This window comes from Citrobacter sp. CtB7.12 (assembly GCF_001297795.1).
Taxonomy (GTDB): domain Bacteria; phylum Pseudomonadota; class Gammaproteobacteria; order Enterobacterales; family Enterobacteriaceae; genus Citrobacter_A; species Citrobacter_A amalonaticus.
This window is the reverse complement of record NZ_LIFT01000016.1, coordinates 28,213-50,735: the sequence shown is the minus strand read 5'-3', so window position 1 is coordinate 50,735 and position 22,523 is coordinate 28,213. Positions and strand designations below refer to the sequence as shown.

The window sequence follows — 22,523 nt, the reverse complement described above, 5'->3', positions numbered from 1 at the left end:
CCGGTATTACAGGGGTTTGAGCATCCGCACTTCGCAATCGACGTGCCCGGTGCAGCCAAGCGGTTCGCTGATATGCTCAAACCCTAAATGTTCGTATAGACCAATCGCCTCGCGTAAAAAGGCGGTCGTTTCCAGATAGCAATGTTTAAATCCCAGCGCGCGGGCGTGATCCATCGCCATCAGCGCCAGCTTTTTCGCCATGCCTTGTCCGCGCGCCACGGGCAAAAAGTACATTTTTTGCAGTTCGCAAATATCGGGTTCGCTACAGGTTAACGGCGCAATTCCGCCGCCCCCCACCACTTCGCCATTACGCTCCACCACCCAATATGCATGTCCTGGTTGCGAGTAGAGCTGATACAGCTCATCAAGATTTGGATCGGCAACGGTATAGCCTTTATCAGCGGTAAGGCCATATTCGGCGGAAACCTGACGGATAACGGCAGCGATGACCTGGTTATCCCTGGCCGTCAGGCGACGTAACGTGAGCGCGTCAAAAACATTCATTTTACTACCCGGTTAAACAATACTAATAATTTGAACTAATAGCATCCCCGGCCAGGTGATGCAAGCACCTTATAACATAGCGGGTGGATGTTATTTATGCAGATAATAAGGTAATATCTCTATTGGCTGGTATTCCTATTGCCTGCTAATAATGTGTATTTTTAAGGATGATTAACGACAGGGATTTATTATGCAGGAATATCTTATAAAAGAAGAGGCACCATCACACGCTTTTGAATTTCGTGGCGATGGCGGAAGTTATTTTCTTATTTGTCTGGTCAATTCGTTGCTGGTACTGGTGACATTAGGAATTTACCTGCCGTGGGCATTAATGAAATGCCGTCGCTATATTTATTCCAATATGACCTTAAATGGACAGCCGTTTAGCTGGAAGGTGACAGGTGGCGATGTGTTCCTGAGCTGGTTTATGCTGCTGGTGATTTATATTGCAGGCATGACATTGATAAGCATGGAATATTTTGTCATTGGCGCGGCCTTACTGGCAGCACTGATCTTAGCAATACCTGTCCTGGTGATGAAAAATCTGCAATATCAGGCAGTGAAGACCTCGTTAAATAGTATCCGTTTTGGTTTTCGTTTCTCTGCGCTTAAGGCATTCTGGAATATTCTGTGTCTGCCCGTGCTGTTGCTTATGGCGCTGGGGGTGGTGATATTTTGCCTGCTACAGGTGTGTCCAACAGAAAGCCCGGGAGAAGTGATTTTCACGGTAATCGTGCTGGGGCTGACGGGCCTTGCCGGCGTGGGAGTGGTCAGCGGGGTGACGTACAGTCGGTTGATGAGGATGGTGGGGGATGGCGGCCGCTTTGGTGTCCACGCATTCTCTGTGCAGATAAATGTCTGGCATTGTATTAAATCCGCGATTCTGGCCATGGCAGCGCTGCTGCCTTTTCTCGCCGTGGTCGGTTTTATCGCGATTGCGCTGTTTAAATCGATATACGAACTCGATGTGACGGGGATGGCGGAAGAGGAAATTGAAGCGTTAATACTCATCGAATATCAACGACAGATTGTGATAAGCCAGATTATCTATTATCTGGGCATTGCCATTTCAATGAGTTATTTGATTGTGGCGTTTCGTAATCACTTTCTGAATAACCTGCAACTCGCCGACGGACACATTCGTTTTCGTTCCACGCTGACTTTCCATGGCATGGTTTATCGCCTGGGGGGGTTATATGTGATTTCTGCTATCACTGGTGGGCTGGCGTATCCACTGCTGCGCATGTGGCTGATTACCTGGCTGGCGAAAAATACGTACGTGGTGGGCGATCTCGATACGTTACCACTTGCTGACAGCGATGAGCGCGTGGATAACGGTCTGGTATCGCGACTCTCACGCGGCGTGATGCCGACGCTCAATTTTATGTAGTGATAAAAAAGGCCGGAGCAAGCTCCGGCCTTTATACATTATCGCTTTCCGCGATTACAGCGCGGCGATAACCGCCTGCTGCTCAATCAGTTTCGCTTTCGCCTCGGCATAACCTTCCAGCTTCTCACGCTCTTTGGCGATCACCGCTTCCGGCGCACGCGCCACAAAGCCTTCGTTAGCGAGTTTGTTTTCGATACGGCTAATTTCGCCTTCGATTTTCGCCACTTCTTTCGCCAGACGCGCCAGTTCATCGTCTTTATTGATGAGACCCGCCATCGGGATCAGCAGTTCGGCGCCGTCGATGATTTTAGTCACGGAGACCGGACCCTTGTCATCAGCAGGCAGTACGGTGATGCTTTCCAGACGCGCCAGGTTCAGCAGGAAGCTGCGGTTGTCGTTTACGCGACGCATCGCGTCATCGCTGCAACCCCGCAGCAGCAGCTCAAGCGGTTTGCCCGGCGCAATGTTCATTTCCGCACGGATGTTACGTACGGCAACGATCGCCTGCTTCAGCCATTCGGTGTCCGCGAGTGCGGCTTCATCAACCTGTGCGGCGTTATATTCCGGGAACGGCTGCAGCATGATGGTGTCAGCGGTAATGCCGGCAATCACTTTCACACGCTGCCAGATGGTTTCAGTGATAAACGGGATGATCGGGTGCGCCAGGCGCAGCAGACCTTCCAGCACGGTCACCAGCGTATGGCGGGTGCCACGCAGTTCAGCTTCCGTTCCGCCGGTCATGACCGGTTTGGTCAGCTCCAGGTACCAGTCACAGAACTGGTTCCAGGTAAACTCATACAAAATGCCCGCGGCGATATCGAAGCGGAAGTTATCCAGTGCTTCACGGTACGCTTTGGTGGTCTGGTTGAATTCCGCGAGGATCCAGCGGTCCGCCAGCGACAGGGTCATCTCGCCGCCGTTGAATCCGCAATCCTGTTCTTCGGTGTTCATCAGCACAAAACGGCTGGCGTTCCACAGCTTGTTACAGAAGTTACGGTAACCTTCCAGGCGCTTCATGTCCCAGTTGATGTCGCGACCGGTCGAAGCCAGCGCTGCCAGGGTGAAACGCAGGGCATCGGTGCCGTGCGGTTCAATGCCGTCCGGGAACTGTTTTTCGGTACGTTTGGCAATTTTTTCAGCCAGTTGTGGCTGCATCATGTTGCCGGTACGTTTTTCCAGCAGTTCCGGTAACGAAATACCGTCGACCATATCCAGCGGGTCAATTACGTTACCCTTGGACTTGGACATCTTCTGGCCCTCGTCGTCGCGGATCAGACCGGTCATGTAGACGGTTTTGAACGGAACCTGCGGCTTGCCATTTTCATCTTTGATGAAGTGCATGGTCATCATGATCATGCGGGCAATCCAGAAGAAGATGATGTCGAAGCCGGAAACCATCACGCTGGTTGGGTGGAACTGACGCAGTGCGTCGGTGTTTTCCGGCCAGCCGAGGGTGGAGAAGGTCCACAGCGCGGAGGAGAACCAGGTATCCAGCACGTCGTCGTCCTGACGCAGGGCTACGTCTGCGCTCAGGTTGTTTTCCTTACGCACTTCGTCTTCGTTGCGACCCACATAGACGTTACCGTCGTTGTCGTACCATGCCGGAATACGGTGACCCCACCACAGCTGACGGGAAATACACCAGTCCTGAATATCGCGCATCCAGGAGAAATACATGTTTTCGTACTGCTTCGGCACGAACTGAATGTCGCCGTTCTCAACGGCTTCTACCGCCGGTTTTGCCAGCACATCGGCACGGACGTACCACTGGTCGGTCAGCATCGGTTCGATGACCACGCCGCCACGGTCGCCGTACGGGACGGTCAGGTCGTGCGGTTTAATTTCTTCCAGCAGGCCCAGCGCGTCGATCGCCGCAACCACCGCTTTACGTGCGGCGAAGCGCTCCAGTTTCTGGAATTCCGCCGGAATTTCGTTGGAGTAGACGTCGGACTCATTGCCTTTGGTGTCGTACACTTCCGCCGTTTCGCGGATATCTCCATCAAAGGTGAAGATGTTGATCATTGGCAGGGCATGACGACGACCGACTTCGTAGTCGTTAAAGTCGTGCGCCGGGGTGATTTTCACGCAGCCGGTGCCTTTTTCCATGTCGGCGTGTTCATCACCGACGATCGGAATGCGGCGGTTCACCAGCGGCAACACCACGAATTTGCCAATCAGATCTTTATAACGCGGATCTTCCGGGTTAACGGCCACGCCGGTATCGCCCAGCAGGGTTTCCGGACGGGTGGTCGCCACCACCAGGTAATCTTTGCCGTCAGCCGTTTTTGCGCCGTCGGCCAGCGGGTAGCGGATGTGCCACATCGAGCCTTTAGACTCGCGGTTTTCCACTTCCAGATCGGAAATGGCGGTGCGCAGTTTTGGATCCCAGTTCACCAGGCGTTTGCCACGGTAAATCAGATCTTCTTTGTACAGGCGGACAAAGACTTCTTTCACGGCATTGGAAAGACCTTCGTCCATGGTGAAGCGCTCGCGCTCCCAGTCCACGGAGTTGCCGAGCCGACGCATCTGACGGGTGATGGTGCCACCGGATTCCGCTTTCCACTGCCAGATTTTATCGATAAAGGCATCGCGACCGTAGTCGTGGCGGGTTTTTCCTTCTTCAGCGGCAATTTTACGCTCAACCACCATCTGGGTCGCGATACCGGCGTGGTCGGTCCCGACCTGCCACAGGGTATTTTTCCCCTGCATGCGCTGATAGCGGATCAGCGTATCCATGATGGTTTGCTGGAAAGCATGACCCATATGCAAACTGCCGGTGACGTTCGGCGGCGGGATCATGATGCAGAAGGACTCTTTGCTTTCATCGCCGTTAGGCTTGAAATAGCCCTGCTTTTCCCAGTGCTCGTAAAGCGGCTGTTCGATATCTTGGGGGTTGTATGTCTTTTCCATTATTTCCAGGTTGCCGTATTCAGGTTAAAACCAGCCACGCGGTAGGCTTTGTAGCGTTCGCGTGCCGATTGTTTCAGAGAATCTTCGTAAGGGACGAAGTCTATCACTTCTGTGAAAGCGGTGGCAAAATCTGCAAAGCCAACGCGCAGGCTGATGAGCAGATCGCGCGGACTGCTGTTGCGTTTTTCCGGCCAGGCGATTTCTACCGGCGCACCGCCGCGCGGCCCTTCACCGGCCAGATTGTGCGGGACGAAACGGTCAGCCGGTCTGGCCCATAGCGCCTCATCCAGGCGAATCGCCTGTTTTTCGTCTTCGCAGGCAATCAACACGCGTTTGCCGCTGCGCCAACGTTCTGCGGCAATCTCACACACCAGTTGCTCGACGGCGCTAAGGCCATCGTGTTGTGTGTCGTTGTCCAGAAGATAGAACGTTGCGTTTCTCATGATATGGGGCTTCTTGTGGTGGATTTAAATGCGTTGTCTTATTGCACACCGTAGGCCGGATGGCGCTGCGCTTATCCGGCCTACGGGGCAATTTCAAACTTACTCTTCGCCAGAAAAACCGGCACGATTGAGCAGGAACTGCGACAACAGCGCCACCGGACGACCGGTTGCGCCTTTGGCTTTCCCGGAACGCCATGCGGTACCGGCGATGTCGAGGTGCGCCCAGTTGTACTTGCGAGTAAAGCGCGACAGGAAACAGCCTGCGGTGATTGCGCCGCCAGGACGGCCGCCGATATTCGCCATATCCGCGAAGTTGGATTCCAGCTGTTCCTGATACTCATCACCCAGCGGCAGACGCCATGCGCGGTCGCCCGCTTGTTCGGACGCGCCGATCAGCTCGTGCGCCAGCGGGTTATGGTTCGACATCAGACCGGTAATGTGGTGGCCCAGCGCAATCACGCAGGCGCCCGTCAGGGTCGCCACGTCGATAACCGCTTCTGGCTCGAAACGCTCAACGTAGGTTAAGACGTCGCAGAGTACCAGACGGCCTTCGGCATCGGTGTTCAGCACTTCAACCGTCTGACCGGACATGGTCGTCAGCACGTCGCCCGGACGATAGGCGCGACCACCTGGCATGTTTTCACAGCCTGCCAGCACGCCGATGACGTTGATTGGCAACTGAAGCTCCGCCACCATGCGCATTACGCCATACACTGCCGCCGCACCGCACATGTCGTACTTCATCTCGTCCATGCCTTCAGCTGGCTTGATGGAGATACCGCCGGAGTCAAAGGTGAGCCCTTTACCGACCAACACAATCGGACGCACGTCTTCGGACGGACTGCCTTTGTACTCAATCACTGACATCAGCGATTCATTCTGCGAACCGTGACCGACGGCGAGGTATGCGTGCATTCCCAGCTCTTTCATCTGCTGTTCGCCGATGACGCGGGTGACCACATTCTTGCTGTAGCTGTCAGCTAACTGGCGCGCCTGAGAGGCTAAATAGGCGGCGTTACAGATGTTCGGCGGCATGTTGCCGAGATCTTTCGCGGCCTTAATGCCGGCAGCAATGGCCAGACCGTGCTGAATCGCACGCTCGCCGCTGGTCAGCTCACGGCGGGTCGGCACATTGAAGACCATTTTACGCAGCGGGCGGCGCGGCTCGCTTTTGGTGGTTTTCAGTTGATCGAAGCTGTACAGCGTCTCTTTGGCCGTCTCGACAGCCTGACGCACTTTCCAGTAGTTGTTGCGGCCTTTGACGTGCAGTTCGGTCAGGAAGCAGACGGCTTCCATTGAGCCGGTATCATTCAGAGTGTTGATAGTTTTCTGAATCACCTGCTTATACTGACGTTCATCCAGCTCGCGTTCTTTGCCACAACCGATGAGGAGGATACGCTCGGACAGTACGTTGGGGACATGGTGTAACAACAGGGTCTGACCCGGTTTGCCTTCCAGTTCGCCACGACGCAACAGGGCACTGATGTACCCGTCGCTGATTTTATCGAGCTGTTCTGCAACCGGAGAAAGGCGGCGTGGTTCAAAGACGCCCACGACGATGCAGGCACTCCGCTGTTTCTCCGGGCTACCGCTTTTTACACTAAACTCCATGCACTACGCTCCTGAATCTTAAAGACAACGGCGGCGCCTGCGGTTAGAATTGCAAGCTTTCGTAACTCATATCCGCAGTTGCGGTGACTTCGTGTTAATCTTAACGTTATTACGGCATTGGCACATCAGAACGCGTTCTGAGTGGCGAATCCGCTGAGTATAATAATTTTAGCGACGATTTCGACGACTCAAGAGAATAAATGACGTTTAAGCCATGAAACAAGCTAAATTCCTGCAAAAGACGAGTTTTTACGGGCGTATTTAAAGTGATAATCATAAGATATCTGGTGCGGGAGACGCTCAAAAGCCAGCTTGCCATCCTCTTCATTCTGCTTTTGATCTTCTTTTGTCAAAAGTTAGTGAGGATCCTCGGCGCAGCGGTTGACGGTGACATTCCGGCAAATCTGGTGCTCTCGCTGCTGGGCCTCGGCGTGCCTGAAATGGCGCAGCTTATCCTGCCGCTCAGCCTGTTCCTCGGACTGTTGATGACGCTGGGCAAACTGTATACCGAAAGTGAAATTACGGTGATGCACGCCTGCGGTCTGAGCAAGGCCGTGCTGGTGAAAGCCGCCATGATCCTGGCGTTGTTCACCGGGATCATCGCCGCCGTTAACGTCATGTGGGCGGGGCCGTGGTCGTCAAAACATCAGGATGAAGTGCTGGCCGAGGCGAAAGCCAACCCCGGTATGGCCGCACTGGCGCAGGGGCAGTTCCAGCAGGCCACCAATGGCAGCTCGGTACTGTTTATTGAAAGCGTTGACGGTAGCGATTTCAAGGATGTGTTCCTCGCACAAATTCGCCCGAAAGGTAACGCCCGTCCTTCTGTGGTGGTCGCCGATTCCGGACATCTGTCGCAGATGCGCGACGGTTCGCAGGTGGTCACGCTGAACAAAGGCACCCGCTTTGAAGGCACCGCACTGCTGCGTGATTTCCGTATTACCGACTTCCAGGACTATCAGGCGATTATCGGTCACCAGGCGGTGGCGCTGGATCCGAACGACACCGACCAGATGGACATGCGCACGCTGTGGTCCACTGATACCGATCGCGCCCGTGCGGAACTGCACTGGCGTATCACGTTGGTATTCACCGTATTTATGATGGCGCTGATGGTCGTCCCGCTGAGCGTGGTCAACCCGCGTCAGGGCCGCGTGCTGTCGATGCTGCCCGCGATGCTGCTCTATTTGATGTTCTTCCTGATCCAGACCTCCCTGAAATCCAATGGCGGGAAAGGAAAGCTGGACCCGGTTATCTGGATGTGGGTGGTCAACCTGCTGTATCTGGCGCTGGCGGTGGGTCTTAACCTGTGGGATACAGTGCCGGTGCGCCGTCTGCGCGCCCGTTTTTCGCGTAAAGGAGCGGTGTGATGCAGCCATTTGGTGTCCTTGACCGCTATATCGGTAAAACCATTTTCACCACCATCATGATGACGTTATTCATGCTGGTGTCGCTTTCCGGCATCATCAAGTTCGTCGACCAGCTGAAAAAAGCCGGGCAGGGGAGCTACGACGCGTTGGGCGCGGGGATGTACACCCTGCTCAGCGTGCCGAAAGATGTGCAGATTTTCTTCCCGATGGCGGCATTGCTTGGTGCGCTATTGGGACTCGGGATGCTGGCGCAGCGCAGCGAGCTGGTCGTGATGCAGGCGTCGGGTTTTACCCGTATGCAGGTTGCGTTCTCGGTGATGAAAACCGCGATCCCACTGGTGCTGCTGACCATGGCCATCGGCGAGTGGGTTGCGCCGCAGGGCGAGCAGATGGCGCGTAATTACCGTGCGCAGGCGATGTACGGCGGTTCGCTGCTTTCCACCCAGCAGGGGCTGTGGGCGAAAGACGGCAATAACTTTGTTTACATCGAACGAGTGAAAGGTGACGAAGAGTTAGTCGGCATCAGCATTTATGCCTTCAACGATCAGCGTCGTCTGCAATCCGTGCGCTATGCTGCGTCGGCGAAGTTTGACCCGGAACAGAAGGTCTGGCGTCTGTCGCAGGTGGATGAGTCGAATCTGACCGATCCGAAGCAGATCACCGGTTCGCAAATGGTGAGCAGTACCTGGAAAACCAACCTCACGCCAGACAAACTGGGCGTGGTGGCGCTGGACCCGGATGCGCTCTCTATCAGCGGTCTGCACAACTATGTGAAATACCTGAAGTCGAGCGGCCAGGAGGCCGGGCGCTACCAGCTCAATATGTGGAGCAAAGTCTTCCAGCCGCTGTCCGTTGCGGTGATGATGCTGATGGCGCTGTCGTTCATCTTTGGTCCGCTGCGTAGCGTGCCAATGGGTGTGCGGGTGGTGACGGGGATAAGCTTTGGTTTTGTTTTCTACGTGCTGGACCAGATCTTTGGCCCGCTGACGCTGGTGTACGGTATTCCGCCGATTATCGGCGCCCTGTTGCCAAGCGCCTCGTTCTTCTTGATCAGTCTCTGGCTGATGATGCGTAAGTCATAATCGTTCGCCGCCATCCGGCAACGTAAAGCGCAGTGCCTGATGGCGCTGCGCTTATCCTTGGTACTAGCGTTTTCTGCCGCCCATCAGGCTGCCTAACATCCCGCGAATGAGCTGATTGGTGACCTGACGCGCTGCGCTTTTTGCCACGCTCTGCACTACGCCATCGCGCTTGCCACCGCGCGGTCCGGTACTGCCGAAGAGAATATCCTTCAGCCCGCCGAGGATCCCGTCGTCAACCGCCACCTCTTTGCCTTTCGCCGTCGGGTTACTTTGCGCTTCGGTCGTTGCCTGGACACTTTGTTGCAGCATTTCAAACGCGGATTCACGATCCAGGTCGTCTTCATATTTGCCATAAACCGGAGAGTGGTTGATAAGCCCATTGCGCTCATCATCCGTCACCGGTCCCATCCGTGAGCACGGGGCGATCACCATTGCCCGCTCGACGAGCGATGGACTGCCTTTCGCATCGAGGAATGAAACCAGTGCTTCACCGGTGCCCAGTTCCTGAATCGCTTTCTCTGTATCAAACGCCGGATTGGCGCGCATGGTCTGCGCGGCGGTTTTCACCGCCTTCTGATCTTTCGGCGTAAAGGCGCGCAGGGCATGCTGAACGCGGTTGCCCAACTGACCGAGGACGTTATCCGGAATATCCGCCGGGTTTTGCGAAACAAACCAGACGCCAACCCCTTTCGAGCGGATCAGACGGATCACCTGTTCAATTTTATCCAACAGCACCTGCGGGGCGTCGTTGAACAGCAGATGCGCTTCGTCGAAAAAGAAGACCAGCTTCGGTTTTTCCAGATCGCCGGCTTCCGGCAGTTGCTCGTAAAGCTCGGAGAGCATCCACAGCAGGCTGGCTGCGTAGAGTTTTGGCATCTGGTAGAGCTTCTCGGCGCTGAGAATATTGATGATCCCTTTGCCACTGGCATCGGTCCGCATCCAGTCTTTGATGTCGAGCATCGGCTCGCCAAAGAAGTGCGTCGCACCTTGCTGTTCAAGCGTCAGCAGCCCACGCTGGATCGCTCCGACTGAAGCGCTGCTGATGTTGCCATACTGATTCTGGAAGGATTTAGCGTTATCGCCGATGTATTGCGTGATGGCCCGCAGATCTTTGAAATCCAGCAGCAACAGACCCTGGTCATCGGCAATACGGAAGATAATGTTCAGCACGCCGGACTGCACCTCGTTGAGGTTCAGCAGACGCGCCAGCAGCAACGGCCCGAGGTCTGAGACCGTGGCGCGAACCGGATGACCTTTTTCGCCGAAGATGTCCCACAGTACCACCGGATTGCTGTGCGGTTGCCAGTCGGTAATGCCTATATTTTTCAGTCTGGCGAGCAGTTTTTCGAAAGCCTGGCCTTCGGCAGCGATGCCCGTTAAGTCACCTTTTACATCGGCCATAAAAACCGGTACGCCAATTTCCGACAGCGACTCGGCCAGCTTCTGTAGCGTGACGGTTTTCCCGGTCCCGGTCGCCCCGGTAATCAGCCCGTGGCGGTTCGCCATCCCGGGGAGTAAAAACAGTTCAGTGTCTGGCGTGCGGGCAATCAGCAGGGGTGAGCTCATGAGATTTCCTCCATTTATCCTGCGTCGAGTATAGGCAATGTGAGTGCAAGAGAATATGCGCCGGGGAGAGAAAATCACTTATAGCGTATTGCCGTGGTAAATCTGGTATCCCAAATCGATCGTATTGTGGTTGTGGTCGTTGTTCTTGATTTTGCTCAGCAACATCTGCGCCGCCATGCGGCCAATGTCAAAGCGGGGGGTGATGACGCTGGCAAGACTTGGGATCATCTGTCGGCCCATCTCCAGACCGTGGAAACCGGCAATGGAGACCTGTTCCGGCACGGACAGGTCGCGTTCCCGGCAAAACAGCAGCGCGCCCATCGCAATATCATCATTGGTGCAAAACACACCGTCTAAATCCGGGTGGGCAATCAGCGCGTCGCGCATCAGTTGCATGCCCAGACGAATCGACGAGATCGCTTTCGGGTTCACGCGCAGCGGCGTCAGGCCTCGCCGCGTCATCGCATCGCAGTAACCGCGAAAACGCTGTTCATCACGGATATCGTCTTTCGAGCCGAGATAAAGAATTTTGCGCCGCTGGCGTTTATCCAGCATGGTGCTGACCATATCAAATGCCGCCTGGCGGTTATCAAACCCGACTTCCATATCCAGCCGATCGCCCTGAATATCCATTAGCTCGATAATGGGAATGGCCGCCGAGCGCAGGAATTTCACCGTGCGCAGGGTGTGATACTTCTCGGAAAGAATGATGCCGTCGATATTGTAGGAGAGCAGATTGATCACCGACTCTTCTTCCGACTCACGATCGTAGTTGTAGTTGGCAATCAGCGTCTGGTAGTTATGGTCGGATGTCACCGATTCGATACCGGCAAGAATGTCGGCGAAGAGCTGGTTCTGAAAGGAGGGAATGAGCACGCCAAGCGTGTAGCTTTGCGCGTTCAGCAACATGGCTGGCGCACGGTTCGGGATGTAGTTGATCTCCTCCATGATCTGCGCGATACGCTCGCCAGTTTCCTTTGCGACCTTTTTCGGCGAGCGGATATAGCGGCTCACCGTCATTTTGGTTACGCCCGCGAGCGTGGCGATGTCCTGCAAAGAAATTCTGTGGTTCCTCATCTTCTCTCCGGTACCGGGGAGCGGCGGCGACATCGCCCCCCGGTGGTTAATCACGCCTTAATGCAGAACCGCATTCAGTGCCAGCACGCCCAGCAGTCCCATGATTGAAATCAGCGTTTCCATCACGGTCCACGTCCGCAGCGTTTCACCGACGCTGAGGTTAAAGTAGCCCTTGAACAGCCAGAATCCCGGATCGTTTACGTGCGAAGCGATTACGCTACCGGCCCCGGTCGCCAACACCATCAACGCCGGATCGGCATGGGTGACGTTAATGATCGGCAATACCACGCCAGCGGTCGTGATCGCGGCGACGGTCGCCGATCCCAGTGCAATACGCAGTAACGCGGCCACTGTCCAGCACATCAGCAGCGGCGACAACGAGGTGCCGGTCATCAGGTGCGAGATATACTGACCCACGCCGCTGTCCACCAGAACCTGTTTAAACGCGCCGCCACCGGCGATGATAAACACAATCATGGCGATGGCACCGATAGAGTCACCGACGATATCCATGATCTGTTCAATCGTCCTGCCATTGCGTCGGCCGAGAGTGAAAATCGCCAGCACGATGGCGATAAACAGCGCGACGGCAGGGTTCCCGATAAACTCAAAGAATACCCGTACCGAGTTGGTTTTGGGCAGTGTAATTTCGCACACGGCGGCAACGGCCATCAGTATGACGGGGATCACCGCCGCAAAGATACTGTTCCAGAAGGACGGCATCTCCTCTTCGGTGAACAGGTGCGGGTTAAACAACCCTTCCGGCGGCGCTTTTTCAAAGCGGGTCAGCAGTTTTGAAAACAGTGGGCCTGCGACAATCACCGTAGGAATGGTGATAATAAACCCGTACAGCAACGTGGTGCCGAGGCTGGCTTCAAAAATCGTCGCAATGGCTGTCGGTCCCGGATGCGGTGGCAGGAAGCAGTGGGTGACCGAAAGGGCAGCGACCATCGGCACGCCGACATACAGCAGCGGCAAACCGGATGAGGCCACCACCGTAAATACCAACGGCAGCAGCAGTACAAAGCCGACTTCGAAGAACATCGCCAGCCCAACGACCAGTCCGGTGACGACCAGCGCCCACTGCACGCGTTTTTTACCAAACGTTCCGATCAGGGTGGTCGCGATGCGTTGCGCGGCCCCCGTATCAGAAATCAATTTTCCCAACATTGCGCCAAAACCGAGGATCATCGCCAGCCCGCCGAGCGTGCCGCCGATCCCGTTTTGAATGGAATGTAAAACGGCCTGTGCGTCCATCCCTTCGGCGAATCCCACGACGGCTGCGACCAGGACCAGGGCGATGAAGCCATTGACTTTAAAGCCAATCATCAGGACCAGAAGCAGCGCGACGCCTGCCGCAATTATGATTAATGGCATAATCTTATCTCTTATGTGTGCCAAAAAGGCAGCGCTGGCGCGCTGCGTAGGGTTGTTCAGTGGTTACACTGCGACCAGCATGCCGCCGTCGACGAACAGCAAGTGTCCGTTGACGAAGTCCGAGGCTTTGGAGGAGAGGAATACCGCCGCGCCAATCAGCTCCTGCGGATCGCCCCAGCGGGCGGCAGGGGTACGTTTGCATAACCATGAGGTGAAGGCTTCATCTTCCACCAGCGCTTTAGTCATTTCCGTTTTGAAGTACCCCGGTGCGATGCCGTTAACCTGGATGTTATGGCGCGCCAGTTCAACGCACATACCGCGAGTCAGCATCTTCACCGCACCTTTCGAGGCGGCGTACGGGGTGATGGTGTCGCGACCCAGTTCACTTTGCATCGAGCAGATGTTGATCACTTTCCCGGCCTGGCGCTCCACCATTCGGCGGGTTACCGCCTGGGAGACGAGGAACACGGCGGTCTGGTTAACGGCGATCACGTCGTTCCATTCCTGTTCCGGAAATTCGGTAAACGGATGACGGCGCTGGATCCCGGCGTTATTGACCAGCACATCAATCGGGCCAATATCTTTTTCGATATGATCAATTGCGGCGTCAATATCCTGTTTATGCGTCACGTTAAAAGGAGCGGCAACGGCACGGATCCCTTCCTGCTGCAGTTTAGCAACCGCGGCTTCTGCCCGCTCTGACGTAATATCGTTGACGATAATCTGCGCACCATACTGACCAAGACCCGTTGCCAGCAAATAACCGATCCCCTGGGCGGAACCGGTGATCAGAATATTTTTACCTGCCAGTGAAAAAAGATCGTTCATGATGTTATTCCTTATTTTTCATTCTCAAAGACGAGCTGAACTTTCGCCGCCTGGGTTTTGTCGCTGGCGAAAATCAGCGCCTGTTCCAGGTCGGTAAACGGATATTCCGCACTCAGTAGCGGCAGCGGATCGATAACGTTATGCGCCAGCCAGGAGACTGCGGTGTTAAATTCAGTGGTAAAGCGGAACGAGCCTTTCAGGGCGATCTCTTTGCCGATCAGCATCATCATCGGGAAGTCTGGAACGGCACCACCCATACCAACCTGCACCATCACCCCTTTTGCGCGGGTGACTTCCAGACAGGTGGTAATGGAGGAGGGATGACCGGAGACCTCGAAACTGATATCGAAATAGCCCTTCTCCGTTTTCCACTGGTCGAGCGCGTCATGCTGGGGATTAACCAGCGTATCCGCGCCCATTTGTTGAGCCAGCGATAGCGAACGGGGGCTGACATCGGCACAGACCACTTCCGCTGCACCCAGCGTTTTCACCGCGCTGACGATCAGGCAACCGATGGGGCCGACGCCGGAGATAAACACTTTCTTACCCTGGAGATCGCCAGCCTCATGCGCAGCATGGATGGCAACGGCCAGCGGTTCAGCAAAGGCCATGACCTTTTCGTCCGCCTGTTCCGGGTAAGGAATACACTGGGCGGTATCGACCGTTTTAAACTGGGTAAAGCCGCCGTCGACGTGCGGAAAATACATCGCACTGCCAAAAAAGCGCATTTCAGTGCACTGGTTTTCTTCATGTTGAAGACAGTATTTACAATGACCGCATGGTTTAGACGGATTAATGGCAATCGACTGCCCTTCGCGTAATGTTTCTGAATCGCTATGGACCACTTTACCAATAACTTCATGGCCTAAAATCATCGGTGCTTTGACGGTAAAATTACCGACTTTACCTTCCTGATAATAATGTAAGTCGGAACCGCAAATTCCTCCGCGGGTTATTTTTACGAGCGTGCCTTTATTATTCCATTCGATATTCTGTTGTGTTACGGCAACAGAGCGCTTACCCGCGACAACGCAGGATTGAGTTTTCACTTCCATAAATGCCTCACTGGGTCAGGTCTTCATCTCCGGTGCATTTAAGCGGTTTTAATTGTCCTTATTTGTGAGTTAGATCACACTGGAAAATTGTTACACTACAATGTTACGCATAACGTGATGCGCTTTATAATTCTCATCTATAGAAACAAAAAAGCGTGAAATTGCCGATTGTGCAGGCGTAATATCGCGCCATGAAATATGACGCAGAGGGTTTTACATGGCCGGGGAAAGCTATATTTTGATGGGCGTTTCAGGAAGTGGTAAATCGTTAATTGGTAGTAAGGTGGCGGCATTATTATCGGCGAAGTTTATTGATGGCGACGATCTCCATCCCGCCAAAAACATTGATAAAATGTCCCAGGGAATACCGTTAACTGATGAAGATCGACTGCCGTGGTTAGAGCGCTTAAATGATGCGTCTTATAGTCTGTATAAAAAGAATGAGACCGGATTTATTGTCTGTTCATCATTAAAAAAACAGTATCGCGATTTTTTACGTAAGGGCAGTCCTAACGTCCATTTTCTCTGGCTGGATGGCGACTACGATATTATTCTGGCACGGATGCAGCGTCGGGCAGGGCATTTTATGCCGGTTGGTTTGCTGAAAAGTCAGTTTGATGCGCTGGAGTGCCCATTGGCGGAGGAGGCCGATATCGCGCGTATCGACATTAATCATGATATTGAGAATGTGACGGCGCAGTGCCAGCAGGCGGTTCTGGCGTTTCGCCAGGCACGAGAGCGACTCAGCGCCTCACTCTGAGCAGGGAGGCGCTGAGTCAGACCGTCAGAAATCGGCTTTCAGTACCACGCGATAACGGGCTTTACCGTCTCGCACGTGCTGGATTGCCTCGTTGATTTTCGACATCGGGAACAGCTCGGTGGTCGGCGAGACCTTGCTGCGTCCGGCAAACTTCATCAGCTTACGAAGTTCATACGGTGTACCAGTCGCCGAACCGGAGACGCTGCGATCGCCTGCAATCAGCGTGAAGGCAGGAACCGGAAGCGGCTTCAGCACTGCGCCGACGGTATGGAAGTTGCCGCCGTAGGCCAGCGCTTCGAAGTAGGGCTGCCAGTCGAGATCAACATTGACGGTATTGATGATGAGATCGAACTGGCCCGCCAGCGCCGTTAATGCCTGCGGATCGCGGCTGTTCACCACTTTATCGGCACCCATCGCCAGCACTTCTTTCTCTTTCGCCGGGTTAGAGCTGAACGCGGTGACTTCACATCCCATTGCATGCAACAGCTTGATAGCGATATGTCCCAGTCCGCCAATACCGATCACCCCAACGCGGCTGGTGGCAGTGACGTGGTGCATCAGCAGCGGTTTAAACACCGTGATACCGCCGCACAGCAGCGGACCGGCGGATTCAATATCGATGCATTCTGGAAGCGGGATCACCCACTGCCAGTCTGCGCGCAGCTTCTCGGCAAAGCCGCCGCGATTAAGAATGGTGGGCACCGCTCCTTCCAGGCAGTTGATCTGATTACCGCTGATACAAGCATCGCAGTGACCACAGCTGCGCGCCGTCCAGCCAATCCCCACGCGCTGGCCGATCTTCAGGCCTTTCCCCTGCGCCGCGCTACCGAGGGCGGCCACGCGACCAATCACCTCATGTCCGGCAACCAGTGGATACTGAGAGAATCCCCACTCGTTGTCGATCATCGACAAATCGGAATGGCAGATACCGCAGTAATCGACCTGCACCTCGACATCTTCCGGCTTGAGTTCGCCTGCATCGTATTCAAAGAGTTCGAGTTCGCTGCCCGCCTCTTTTGCGGCATAGCTTTTAATCATCGACATCGTGTTTCCCTCAGTGTGGTGTTGAACAGAAAAGTGTAGAGCATGGGAAACGGCGTCGCTTTGCAGAAGGGGGGATTAAGAAGAGCGCGGGATGGATGTATGCTGATTTTTTCGACACTTAACGGAGAAGACACACGCTAGCGCTTGCATGGTTGCGTGCTACAGGTATAATCCACAACGTTTTCCGCATACCTCTTCAGTGCCGAAGTGGCGAAATCGGTAGACGCAGTTGATTCAAAATCAACCGTAGAAATACGTGCCGGTTCGAGTCCGGCCTTCGGCACCATCGGAACATCAATAGACGTCAACGGACGTCTTTTTTTGTGCCTAAAATCCAGTATCTGCAAGGCTTTCCTCGCGTTTTCACTCAACCTAAGTCAACCTGATTCAATCTACATCAACTTACTGATGCGGGTACAACTGCGGGTATATCCCGGTTCGATTATGTTTGTACCCACACAGGACCCTTGAAAGGATACTCATCATGGCTCTGAGTGATGTGAAGGTTCGTTCGGCTAAGCCTGAAGCAAAAGCCTATAAACTGACTGACGGCGACGGCATGGTTCTGCTGGTTCACCCTAACGGCTCCAAATACTGGCGGTTGCGTTATCGCTTCGGCGGTAAAGAAAAGATGCTGGCGTTGGGAAAATATCCCGAAGTCTCGCTGGCGGATGCCAGGTCACGGCGGGATGAAGCCCGTAAACTATTAGCTAATGGCGTCGATCCCAGTGAGAACAAGAAAGCCGTTAAGGTAGAGCTGGAGCAAGAGGCGATAACGTTTGAAGTGGTAGCCAGAGACTGGCACGCCAGCAATCAAAAGTGGTCTGAGTCGCACAGTGCTCGTGTATTGAAAAGCCTGGAAGACAATTTATTTGCTTCAGTTGGGAAGCGAAATATCAAAGATATTGGTACTCGTGACTTACTGGTTCCAATTAAAGCAGTGGAAAAGTCAGGACGCCTTGAAGTGGCTGCGCGTCTTCAACAGCGAACAACGGCAATAATGCGCTTTGCGGTACAGAACGGCTTAATTGATTACAATCCTGCACAAGAGATCTCTGGTGCGATCGCAACAGCTAAACGAAAGCATCGCGCTGCGCTAGATCTCAACCGCATTCCTGAGTTACTCCATCGTATTGATAACTACACCGGCAGGCCGTTAACGCGGTTAGCTGTGGATTTGACGTTACTGGTTTTCATCCGTTCGAGCGAGTTACGTTTTGCTCGCTGGACAGAAGTGGATTTTGAAACGGCTATGTGGACGATTCCTGGTGAGCGTGAGCCGCTGGCAGGTGTTAAACATTCTCAGCGAGGTTCGAAGATGCGAACTCCCCATCTTGTACCCTTATCGCGGCAGGCTCTCGCCATTCTGAAAAAGATCAAAAGAATGAGCGGGAATCGAGAACTGATTTTTGTAGGCGATCATGATCCCCGTAAACCAATGAGTGAGAACACAGTGAATAAAGCTCTGCGAGTGATGGGCTATGACACGAAAACGGAAGTTTGTGGACATGGGTTCAGGACAATGGCGTGTAGTTCTTTGATTGAATCAGGATTGTGGTCGAGGGATGCGGTAGAGCGGCAGATGAGCCATCAGGAGCGTAGCTCTGTGCGGGCGGCTTATATCCATAAGGCGGAGCACTTGGATGAACGCAGACTGATGCTGCAGTGGTGGGCTGATTATTTGGATGCGAACCGGGAGAAGGGGGTGAGTCCGTTTGATTTTGGGAACAATGGTAATGTGTTGAAATGATTTAATTATTTATCGATTTTATAATTTAAAAGTGTGCGCTCGATATGGTCAGCTGACGTGGTTGAAGTGTTTGGGACTTTTTGTGTTTAGTTCAACACTACAAAATAGACGAACCCTTAAGAATTAGTCAGTTGCTGTGACGTTGGTCATTGCCCGGGAAGATGTGGAAAGCTAAGATAAAGAGTTATGAGCCTTAAATATATGGATAGGCTCGCACAGCGATGGATTAAAACCTAATGATGACTAAATCCAATTTTGAGTTCCTGAAGGGCGTCAACGATTTCACCTATGCCATCGCCTGTGCGGCGGAAAATAATTACCCGGATGATCCCAACACCGCACTGGTGAAAATGCGTATGTTTGGCGAAGCGACGGCTAAACACCTTGGCCTGCTGCTGGATATCCCCCTCTGTGAGAATCAACACGATCTTCTGCGTGAACTGGGCAAAATTTCCTTTGTTGATGACAACATCCTTTCTGTATTCCATAAATTGCGCCGAATTGGTAACCAGGCCGTCCACGAATACCATAATGATTTGGATGATGCCCAGATGTGCCTGCGCCTGGGTTTCCGTCTTGCCGTCTGGTATTACCGGTTGGTAACCAAAGATTACGACTTTCCTGTGCCGGTTTTTGTGCTGCCTGAGCACGGTGAGGATCGCTACCACGCCGAAGTTCTCACCCTCAAACAGCAACTGGAACAGCAGACACAGGAAAAAGTACAAAGCCAGGCAGAACTGGAAGCTCAGCAGCAACGATTAATTGCACTCAACGGCTACATTGCCGTTCTCGAAGGCAAACAGCAGGAAACCGAAGCACAAACCAAAGCACGCGTGGCCGCACTGGAAGCGCAACTCGCCGCCAAAAACGCCGAGTTAGCAAAACAAACCGAACAGGAACGCAAGGCATATCATAAAGAGATTATCGACCAGGCTATCAAGCGCACACTGAATCTCAGCGAGGAAGAAAGCCGCTTCCTGATTGATGCCCAACTGCGTAAAGCGGGCTGGCAGGCCGATAGTAAAACGTTACGTTTCTCCAAAGGTGAGCGTCCAGAACCGGGTGTAAATAAAGCCATTGCCGAATGGCCAACTGGCAAAGATGAAACCGGGAAGCAAGGTTTTGCGGATTATGTTCTGTTCGTGGGCCTTAAGCCTATCGCAGTGGTCGAAGCAAAACGTAAAAATATCGATGTTCCCGGCAAACTCAACGAATCGTATCGCTACAGTAAATACTTCGATAACGCGTTCTTACGCGACACGTTGTTAGAACACTACTCTCCTGATGAAGTACATGAAGCGGTACCTGCTTACGAAATTAGCTGGCAGGACACCAGCGGCACACAGCGTTTTAAAATCCCCTTTTGCTACTCCACCAACGGGCGTGAATACCGCGCGGCAATGAAGACCAAAAGCGGTATCTGGTATCGCGACGTCCGCCACACCACCAATATGTCGAAAGCGCTGCCGGAATGGCATCGCCCGGAAGAGCTGCTGGATATGCTGGGCAGCGACCCGCAAAAACAGAATCAGTGGTTTGCCGATAACCCCGGAATGAGCGAACTGGGTCTGCGTTATTACCAGGAGGATGCCGTTCGCGCGGTAGAGAAGGCCATTGTTAACGGCCAACAAGAGATCCTGCTGGCAATGGCGACCGGTACCGGTAAAACCCGTACCGCCATCGCCCTGATGTTCCGCCTGATCCAGTCGCAGCGTTTCAAACGCGTCTTGTTCCTGGTTGATCGTCGCTCGCTCGGCGAGCAGGCGCTGGGATCGTTTGAAGATACACGGATTAACGGCGACACTTTTAACAGCATTTTCGATATCAAAGGATTGACCGATAAATTCCCGGAAGACAGCACCAAAATTCACGTCGCCACGGTTCAGTCGCTGGTTAAACGCACGCTGCAATCAGATGAACCGATGCCGGTCGGCCGTTACGATTGTATTGTCGTCGATGAAGCACATCGCGGCTACATTCTTGATAAAGAGCAGACCGAAGGCGAGCTGCAGTTCCGAAGCCAGCTGGATTATGTTTCCGCCTACCGCCGCATTCTCGATCATTTCGATGCGGTAAAAATTGCGCTGACCGCCACGCCAGCGCTGCACACGGTAGATATTTTCGGCGAGCCGGTTTACCGCTACACCTACCGAACGGCGGTGATCGACGGCTACTTGATCGACCAGGATCCCCCCATTCAGATTGTCACACGTAACGCGCAGGATGGGGTCTATCTTTCCGAGGGCGAACAGGTGGAGCGCCTGAACCCGCAAGGCGAGCTGATCAACGATACGCTGGCTGACGATCAGGATTTTGAGGTTGCCGATTTTAACCGCGGCCTGGTGATCCCGGCGTTTAACCGTGCGGTATGCGGTGAGCTCACCAAATACCTGGATCCCACCGGACAGCAAAAAACGCTGGTGTTCTGCGTCACCAACGCCCATGCCGACATGGTGGTTGACGAGCTGCGCACCGCGTTTAAGAAAAAGTATCCGCAGCTTGAACACGACGCCATTATCAAGATCACCGGTGATGCCGATAAAGACGCGAAGAAAGTGCAAAGCATGATCGTCCGCTTCAACAAAGAGCGGCTACCCAATATTGTGGTTACCGTCGATCTGTTGACCACCGGCGTGGATATCCCGTCAATCTGTAATATTGTGTTCCTGCGCAAAGTCAAAAGCCGCATTCTCTACGAGCAGATGAAGGGCCGTGCCACGCGTCTGTGCCCGTCGGTGGGGAAAACAAGCTTTAAGATTTTCGACTGTGTTGATATCTACAGCTCGCTGGAAAGCGTCGATACCATGCGCCCGGTGGTTGTGCGTCCACAGGTGGAACTGCAAACGCTGGTCAATGAAATTACCGACTCAGAAACCTACAAAACCATTGAAGCGGATGGCCGCAGTTTTGCCGAGCACAGCCATGAACAGTTGGTCGCTAAGTTGCAGAGAATCATCGGCCTCGCCATTTATAACCGCGATCGCAGCGAAGCGGTGGATAAGCAGGTTCGCCGTCTGGACGAGCTGTGCCTGGATGCCGCGGGCGTCAACTTTGGCGGTCTGGCCTCACGCCTGCGGGAAAAAGGACCGCACTGGAGCGCCGAGATTTTCAATAAGCTTCCCGGCTTTATCGCGCGCCTCGAAAGGCTGAAAACCGATATCAACGCCCTGCGCGAGGCCCCTATTTTCCTCGATATTGACGATGAGGTGGTGAGCGTTAAATCGCTGTACGGTGATTACGACACGCCGCAGGATTTCCTCGAAGCGTTCGATGCGCTGGTGCAGCACGCTCCTAACGCCCAGCCCGCGTTGCAGGCGGTGATCAATCGTCCGCGCGACCTCACCCGTAAAGGGCTGGTGGAATTGCAGGAGTGGTTTGACCGCCAGCATTTTGAAGAGTCCTCCCTGCGCAGCGCATGGAAGGCAACGCGCAATCAGGATATCGCCGCCCGGCTGATCGGCCACATCCGTCGTGCGGCGGTGGGCGATGCGCTCAAACCGTTCGACGAGCGTGTCGATCACGCGCTGGCACGTATCAAGGGCGAAAACGACTGGAGCGATGAACAGCTAAGCTGGCTCGACCGTTTAGCGCAGGCGCTCAAAGAGAAAGTGGTGCTCGACGACGACGTCTTCAAAACCGGCAATTTCCACCGTCGCGGCGGTAAGCCCATGTTACAGCGCGCCTTTGACGACAACCTCGATAGCGTGCTGGATAAGTTCAGCGATTACATCTGGGATGAGCTCGCCTGACGCGTTATCA

17 protein-coding genes and 1 tRNA gene are annotated in these 22,523 nt (G+C 54.0%); 8 read left to right on the top strand and 10 right to left on the bottom strand.

The window, feature by feature from the left end; genetic code table 11:
• Nucleotides 1-6: 6 nt before the first annotated feature.
• Complete coding sequence (locus AOY24_RS17410; protein WP_044253259.1) at nt 7-504, bottom strand: GNAT family N-acetyltransferase; 498 nt, start codon at nt 502-504, stop codon at nt 7-9.
• Between the two features lie 190 nt (nt 505-694).
• Here AOY24_RS17410 and AOY24_RS17405 point away from each other — a divergent pair, with 190 nt between their 5' ends.
• Nucleotides 695-1,894, top strand: coding sequence for a YjgN family protein (locus AOY24_RS17405; protein WP_054177065.1), 1,200 nt, complete (start codon nt 695-697; stop codon nt 1,892-1,894).
• A 54-nt stretch (nt 1,895-1,948) separates the two neighbouring features.
• Here AOY24_RS17405 and AOY24_RS17400 read toward each other — a convergent pair whose 3' ends face one another.
• The 3 genes from AOY24_RS17400 to pepA form a co-directional block, all read right to left on the bottom strand.
• Nucleotides 1,949-4,804: a valine--tRNA ligase gene (locus tag AOY24_RS17400; RefSeq protein ID WP_042999254.1), complete on the bottom strand. Its 2,856-nt coding sequence runs from the start codon at nt 4,802-4,804 to the stop codon at nt 1,949-1,951.
• A complete protein-coding gene (gene holC / locus AOY24_RS17395; protein ID WP_042999255.1) occupies nt 4,804-5,247 on the bottom strand; it encodes a DNA polymerase III subunit chi in 444 nt (147 codons plus the stop codon). The genes AOY24_RS17400 and holC overlap by 1 nt, the downstream gene beginning before the upstream one ends.
• Before the next feature lie 99 nt (nt 5,248-5,346).
• Nucleotides 5,347-6,858, bottom strand: coding sequence for a leucyl aminopeptidase (gene pepA, locus AOY24_RS17390; protein ID WP_044253264.1), 1,512 nt, complete (start codon nt 6,856-6,858; stop codon nt 5,347-5,349).
• 153 nt (nt 6,859-7,011) lie between these two features.
• Here pepA and ytgA point away from each other — a divergent pair, with 153 nt between their 5' ends.
• The 3 genes from ytgA to lptG all read left to right on the top strand — a co-directional run bounded on the left by ytgA (nt 7,012) and on the right by lptG (nt 9,307).
• Nucleotides 7,012-7,062, top strand: a complete 51-nt coding sequence (ytgA, locus tag AOY24_RS25420; protein ID WP_211180521.1) for a protein YtgA — start codon at nt 7,012-7,014, stop codon at nt 7,060-7,062.
• A gap of 62 nt (nt 7,063-7,124) precedes the next feature.
• Nucleotides 7,125-8,225 carry an LPS export ABC transporter permease LptF gene (gene lptF, locus AOY24_RS17385; protein ID WP_042999257.1) on the top strand — a complete coding sequence of 367 codons (1,101 nt, stop codon included), beginning with the start codon at nt 7,125-7,127 and terminating at the stop codon, nt 8,223-8,225.
• On the top strand, nt 8,225-9,307 hold the full coding sequence (lptG, locus tag AOY24_RS17380; protein ID WP_054177064.1) for an LPS export ABC transporter permease LptG: 1,083 nt from the start codon (nt 8,225-8,227) through the stop codon (nt 9,305-9,307). Before lptF ends, lptG begins: the two co-directional genes overlap by 1 nt.
• A gap of 63 nt (nt 9,308-9,370) precedes the next feature.
• Here lptG and AOY24_RS17375 read toward each other — a convergent pair whose 3' ends face one another.
• The 5 genes from AOY24_RS17375 to idnD all read right to left on the bottom strand — a co-directional run bounded on the left by AOY24_RS17375 (nt 9,371) and on the right by idnD (nt 15,210).
• Complete coding sequence (locus tag AOY24_RS17375; RefSeq protein WP_054177063.1) at nt 9,371-10,873, bottom strand: helicase HerA-like C-terminal domain-containing protein; 1,503 nt, start codon at nt 10,871-10,873, stop codon at nt 9,371-9,373.
• A 78-nt stretch (nt 10,874-10,951) separates the two neighbouring features.
• Nucleotides 10,952-11,950 carry a LacI family DNA-binding transcriptional regulator gene (locus tag AOY24_RS17370; protein ID WP_042999260.1) on the bottom strand — a complete coding sequence of 333 codons (999 nt, stop codon included), beginning with the start codon at nt 11,948-11,950 and terminating at the stop codon, nt 10,952-10,954.
• 57 nt (nt 11,951-12,007) lie between these two features.
• Nucleotides 12,008-13,327, bottom strand: a complete 1,320-nt coding sequence (gene idnT / locus AOY24_RS17365) for a gnt-II system L-idonate transporter (protein ID WP_042999261.1) — start codon at nt 13,325-13,327, stop codon at nt 12,008-12,010.
• A 63-nt stretch (nt 13,328-13,390) separates the two neighbouring features.
• Nucleotides 13,391-14,155, bottom strand: coding sequence for a gluconate 5-dehydrogenase (gene idnO, locus AOY24_RS17360; protein ID WP_042999262.1), 765 nt, complete (start codon nt 14,153-14,155; stop codon nt 13,391-13,393).
• Nucleotides 14,156-14,166: 11 nt separating this feature from the next.
• Nucleotides 14,167-15,210, bottom strand: coding sequence for an L-idonate 5-dehydrogenase (gene idnD / locus AOY24_RS17355; RefSeq protein WP_042999263.1), 1,044 nt, complete (start codon nt 15,208-15,210; stop codon nt 14,167-14,169).
• 217 nt (nt 15,211-15,427) lie between these two features.
• Between idnD and idnK the strand changes: the two genes are divergently transcribed.
• On the top strand, nt 15,428-15,970 hold the full coding sequence (gene idnK / locus AOY24_RS17350; RefSeq protein WP_054177062.1) for a gluconokinase: 543 nt from the start codon (nt 15,428-15,430) through the stop codon (nt 15,968-15,970).
• 24 nt (nt 15,971-15,994) lie between these two features.
• Here idnK and AOY24_RS17345 read toward each other — a convergent pair whose 3' ends face one another.
• Nucleotides 15,995-17,014, bottom strand: coding sequence for an NAD(P)-dependent alcohol dehydrogenase (locus tag AOY24_RS17345; RefSeq protein WP_054177061.1), 1,020 nt, complete (start codon nt 17,012-17,014; stop codon nt 15,995-15,997).
• A 201-nt stretch (nt 17,015-17,215) separates the two neighbouring features.
• Between AOY24_RS17345 and AOY24_RS17340 the strand changes: the two genes are divergently transcribed.
• The 3 genes from AOY24_RS17340 to hsdR all read left to right on the top strand — a co-directional run bounded on the left by AOY24_RS17340 (nt 17,216) and on the right by hsdR (nt 22,513).
• Nucleotides 17,216-17,300 (top strand) — tRNA-Leu (locus tag AOY24_RS17340).
• A 198-nt stretch (nt 17,301-17,498) separates the two neighbouring features.
• The gene (locus tag AOY24_RS17335; protein ID WP_054177060.1) at nt 17,499-18,764 is read left to right on the top strand and encodes an integrase arm-type DNA-binding domain-containing protein; all 1,266 of its coding nucleotides are present in this window, start codon (nt 17,499-17,501) and stop codon (nt 18,762-18,764) included.
• Between the two features lie 236 nt (nt 18,765-19,000).
• The gene (gene hsdR, locus AOY24_RS17330; protein WP_054177059.1) at nt 19,001-22,513 is read left to right on the top strand and encodes a type I restriction-modification system endonuclease; all 3,513 of its coding nucleotides are present in this window, start codon (nt 19,001-19,003) and stop codon (nt 22,511-22,513) included.
• Nucleotides 22,514-22,523: the final 10 nt, after the last annotated feature.

Bases quoted from the DNA above. Each gene is read 5' to 3' on its own strand.
- AOY24_RS17410 (WP_044253259.1), bottom strand. From the start codon at position 504: ATGAATGTTTTTGACGCGCTCACGTTACGTCGCCTGACGGCCAGGGAT.
- AOY24_RS17405 (WP_054177065.1), top strand. From the start codon at position 695: ATGCAGGAATATCTTATAAAAGAAGAGGCACCATCACACGCTTTTGAA.
- AOY24_RS17400 (WP_042999254.1), bottom strand. From the start codon at position 4,804: ATGGAAAAGACATACAACCCCCAAGATATCGAACAGCCGCTTTACGAG.
- holC (WP_042999255.1), bottom strand. From the start codon at position 5,247: ATGAGAAACGCAACGTTCTATCTTCTGGACAACGACACACAACACGAT.
- pepA (WP_044253264.1), bottom strand. From the start codon at position 6,858: ATGGAGTTTAGTGTAAAAAGCGGTAGCCCGGAGAAACAGCGGAGTGCC.
- lptG (WP_054177064.1), top strand. From the start codon at position 8,225: ATGCAGCCATTTGGTGTCCTTGACCGCTATATCGGTAAAACCATTTTC.
- AOY24_RS17375 (WP_054177063.1), bottom strand. From the start codon at position 10,873: ATGAGCTCACCCCTGCTGATTGCCCGCACGCCAGACACTGAACTGTTT.
- AOY24_RS17370 (WP_042999260.1), bottom strand. From the start codon at position 11,950: ATGAGGAACCACAGAATTTCTTTGCAGGACATCGCCACGCTCGCGGGC.
- idnT (WP_042999261.1), bottom strand. From the start codon at position 13,327: ATGCCATTAATCATAATTGCGGCAGGCGTCGCGCTGCTTCTGGTCCTG.
- idnO (WP_042999262.1), bottom strand. From the start codon at position 14,155: ATGAACGATCTTTTTTCACTGGCAGGTAAAAATATTCTGATCACCGGT.
- idnD (WP_042999263.1), bottom strand. From the start codon at position 15,210: ATGGAAGTGAAAACTCAATCCTGCGTTGTCGCGGGTAAGCGCTCTGTT.
- idnK (WP_054177062.1), top strand. From the start codon at position 15,428: ATGGCCGGGGAAAGCTATATTTTGATGGGCGTTTCAGGAAGTGGTAAA.
- AOY24_RS17345 (WP_054177061.1), bottom strand. From the start codon at position 17,014: ATGTCGATGATTAAAAGCTATGCCGCAAAAGAGGCGGGCAGCGAACTC.
- AOY24_RS17335 (WP_054177060.1), top strand. From the start codon at position 17,499: ATGGCTCTGAGTGATGTGAAGGTTCGTTCGGCTAAGCCTGAAGCAAAA.
- hsdR (WP_054177059.1), top strand. From the start codon at position 19,001: ATGATGACTAAATCCAATTTTGAGTTCCTGAAGGGCGTCAACGATTTC.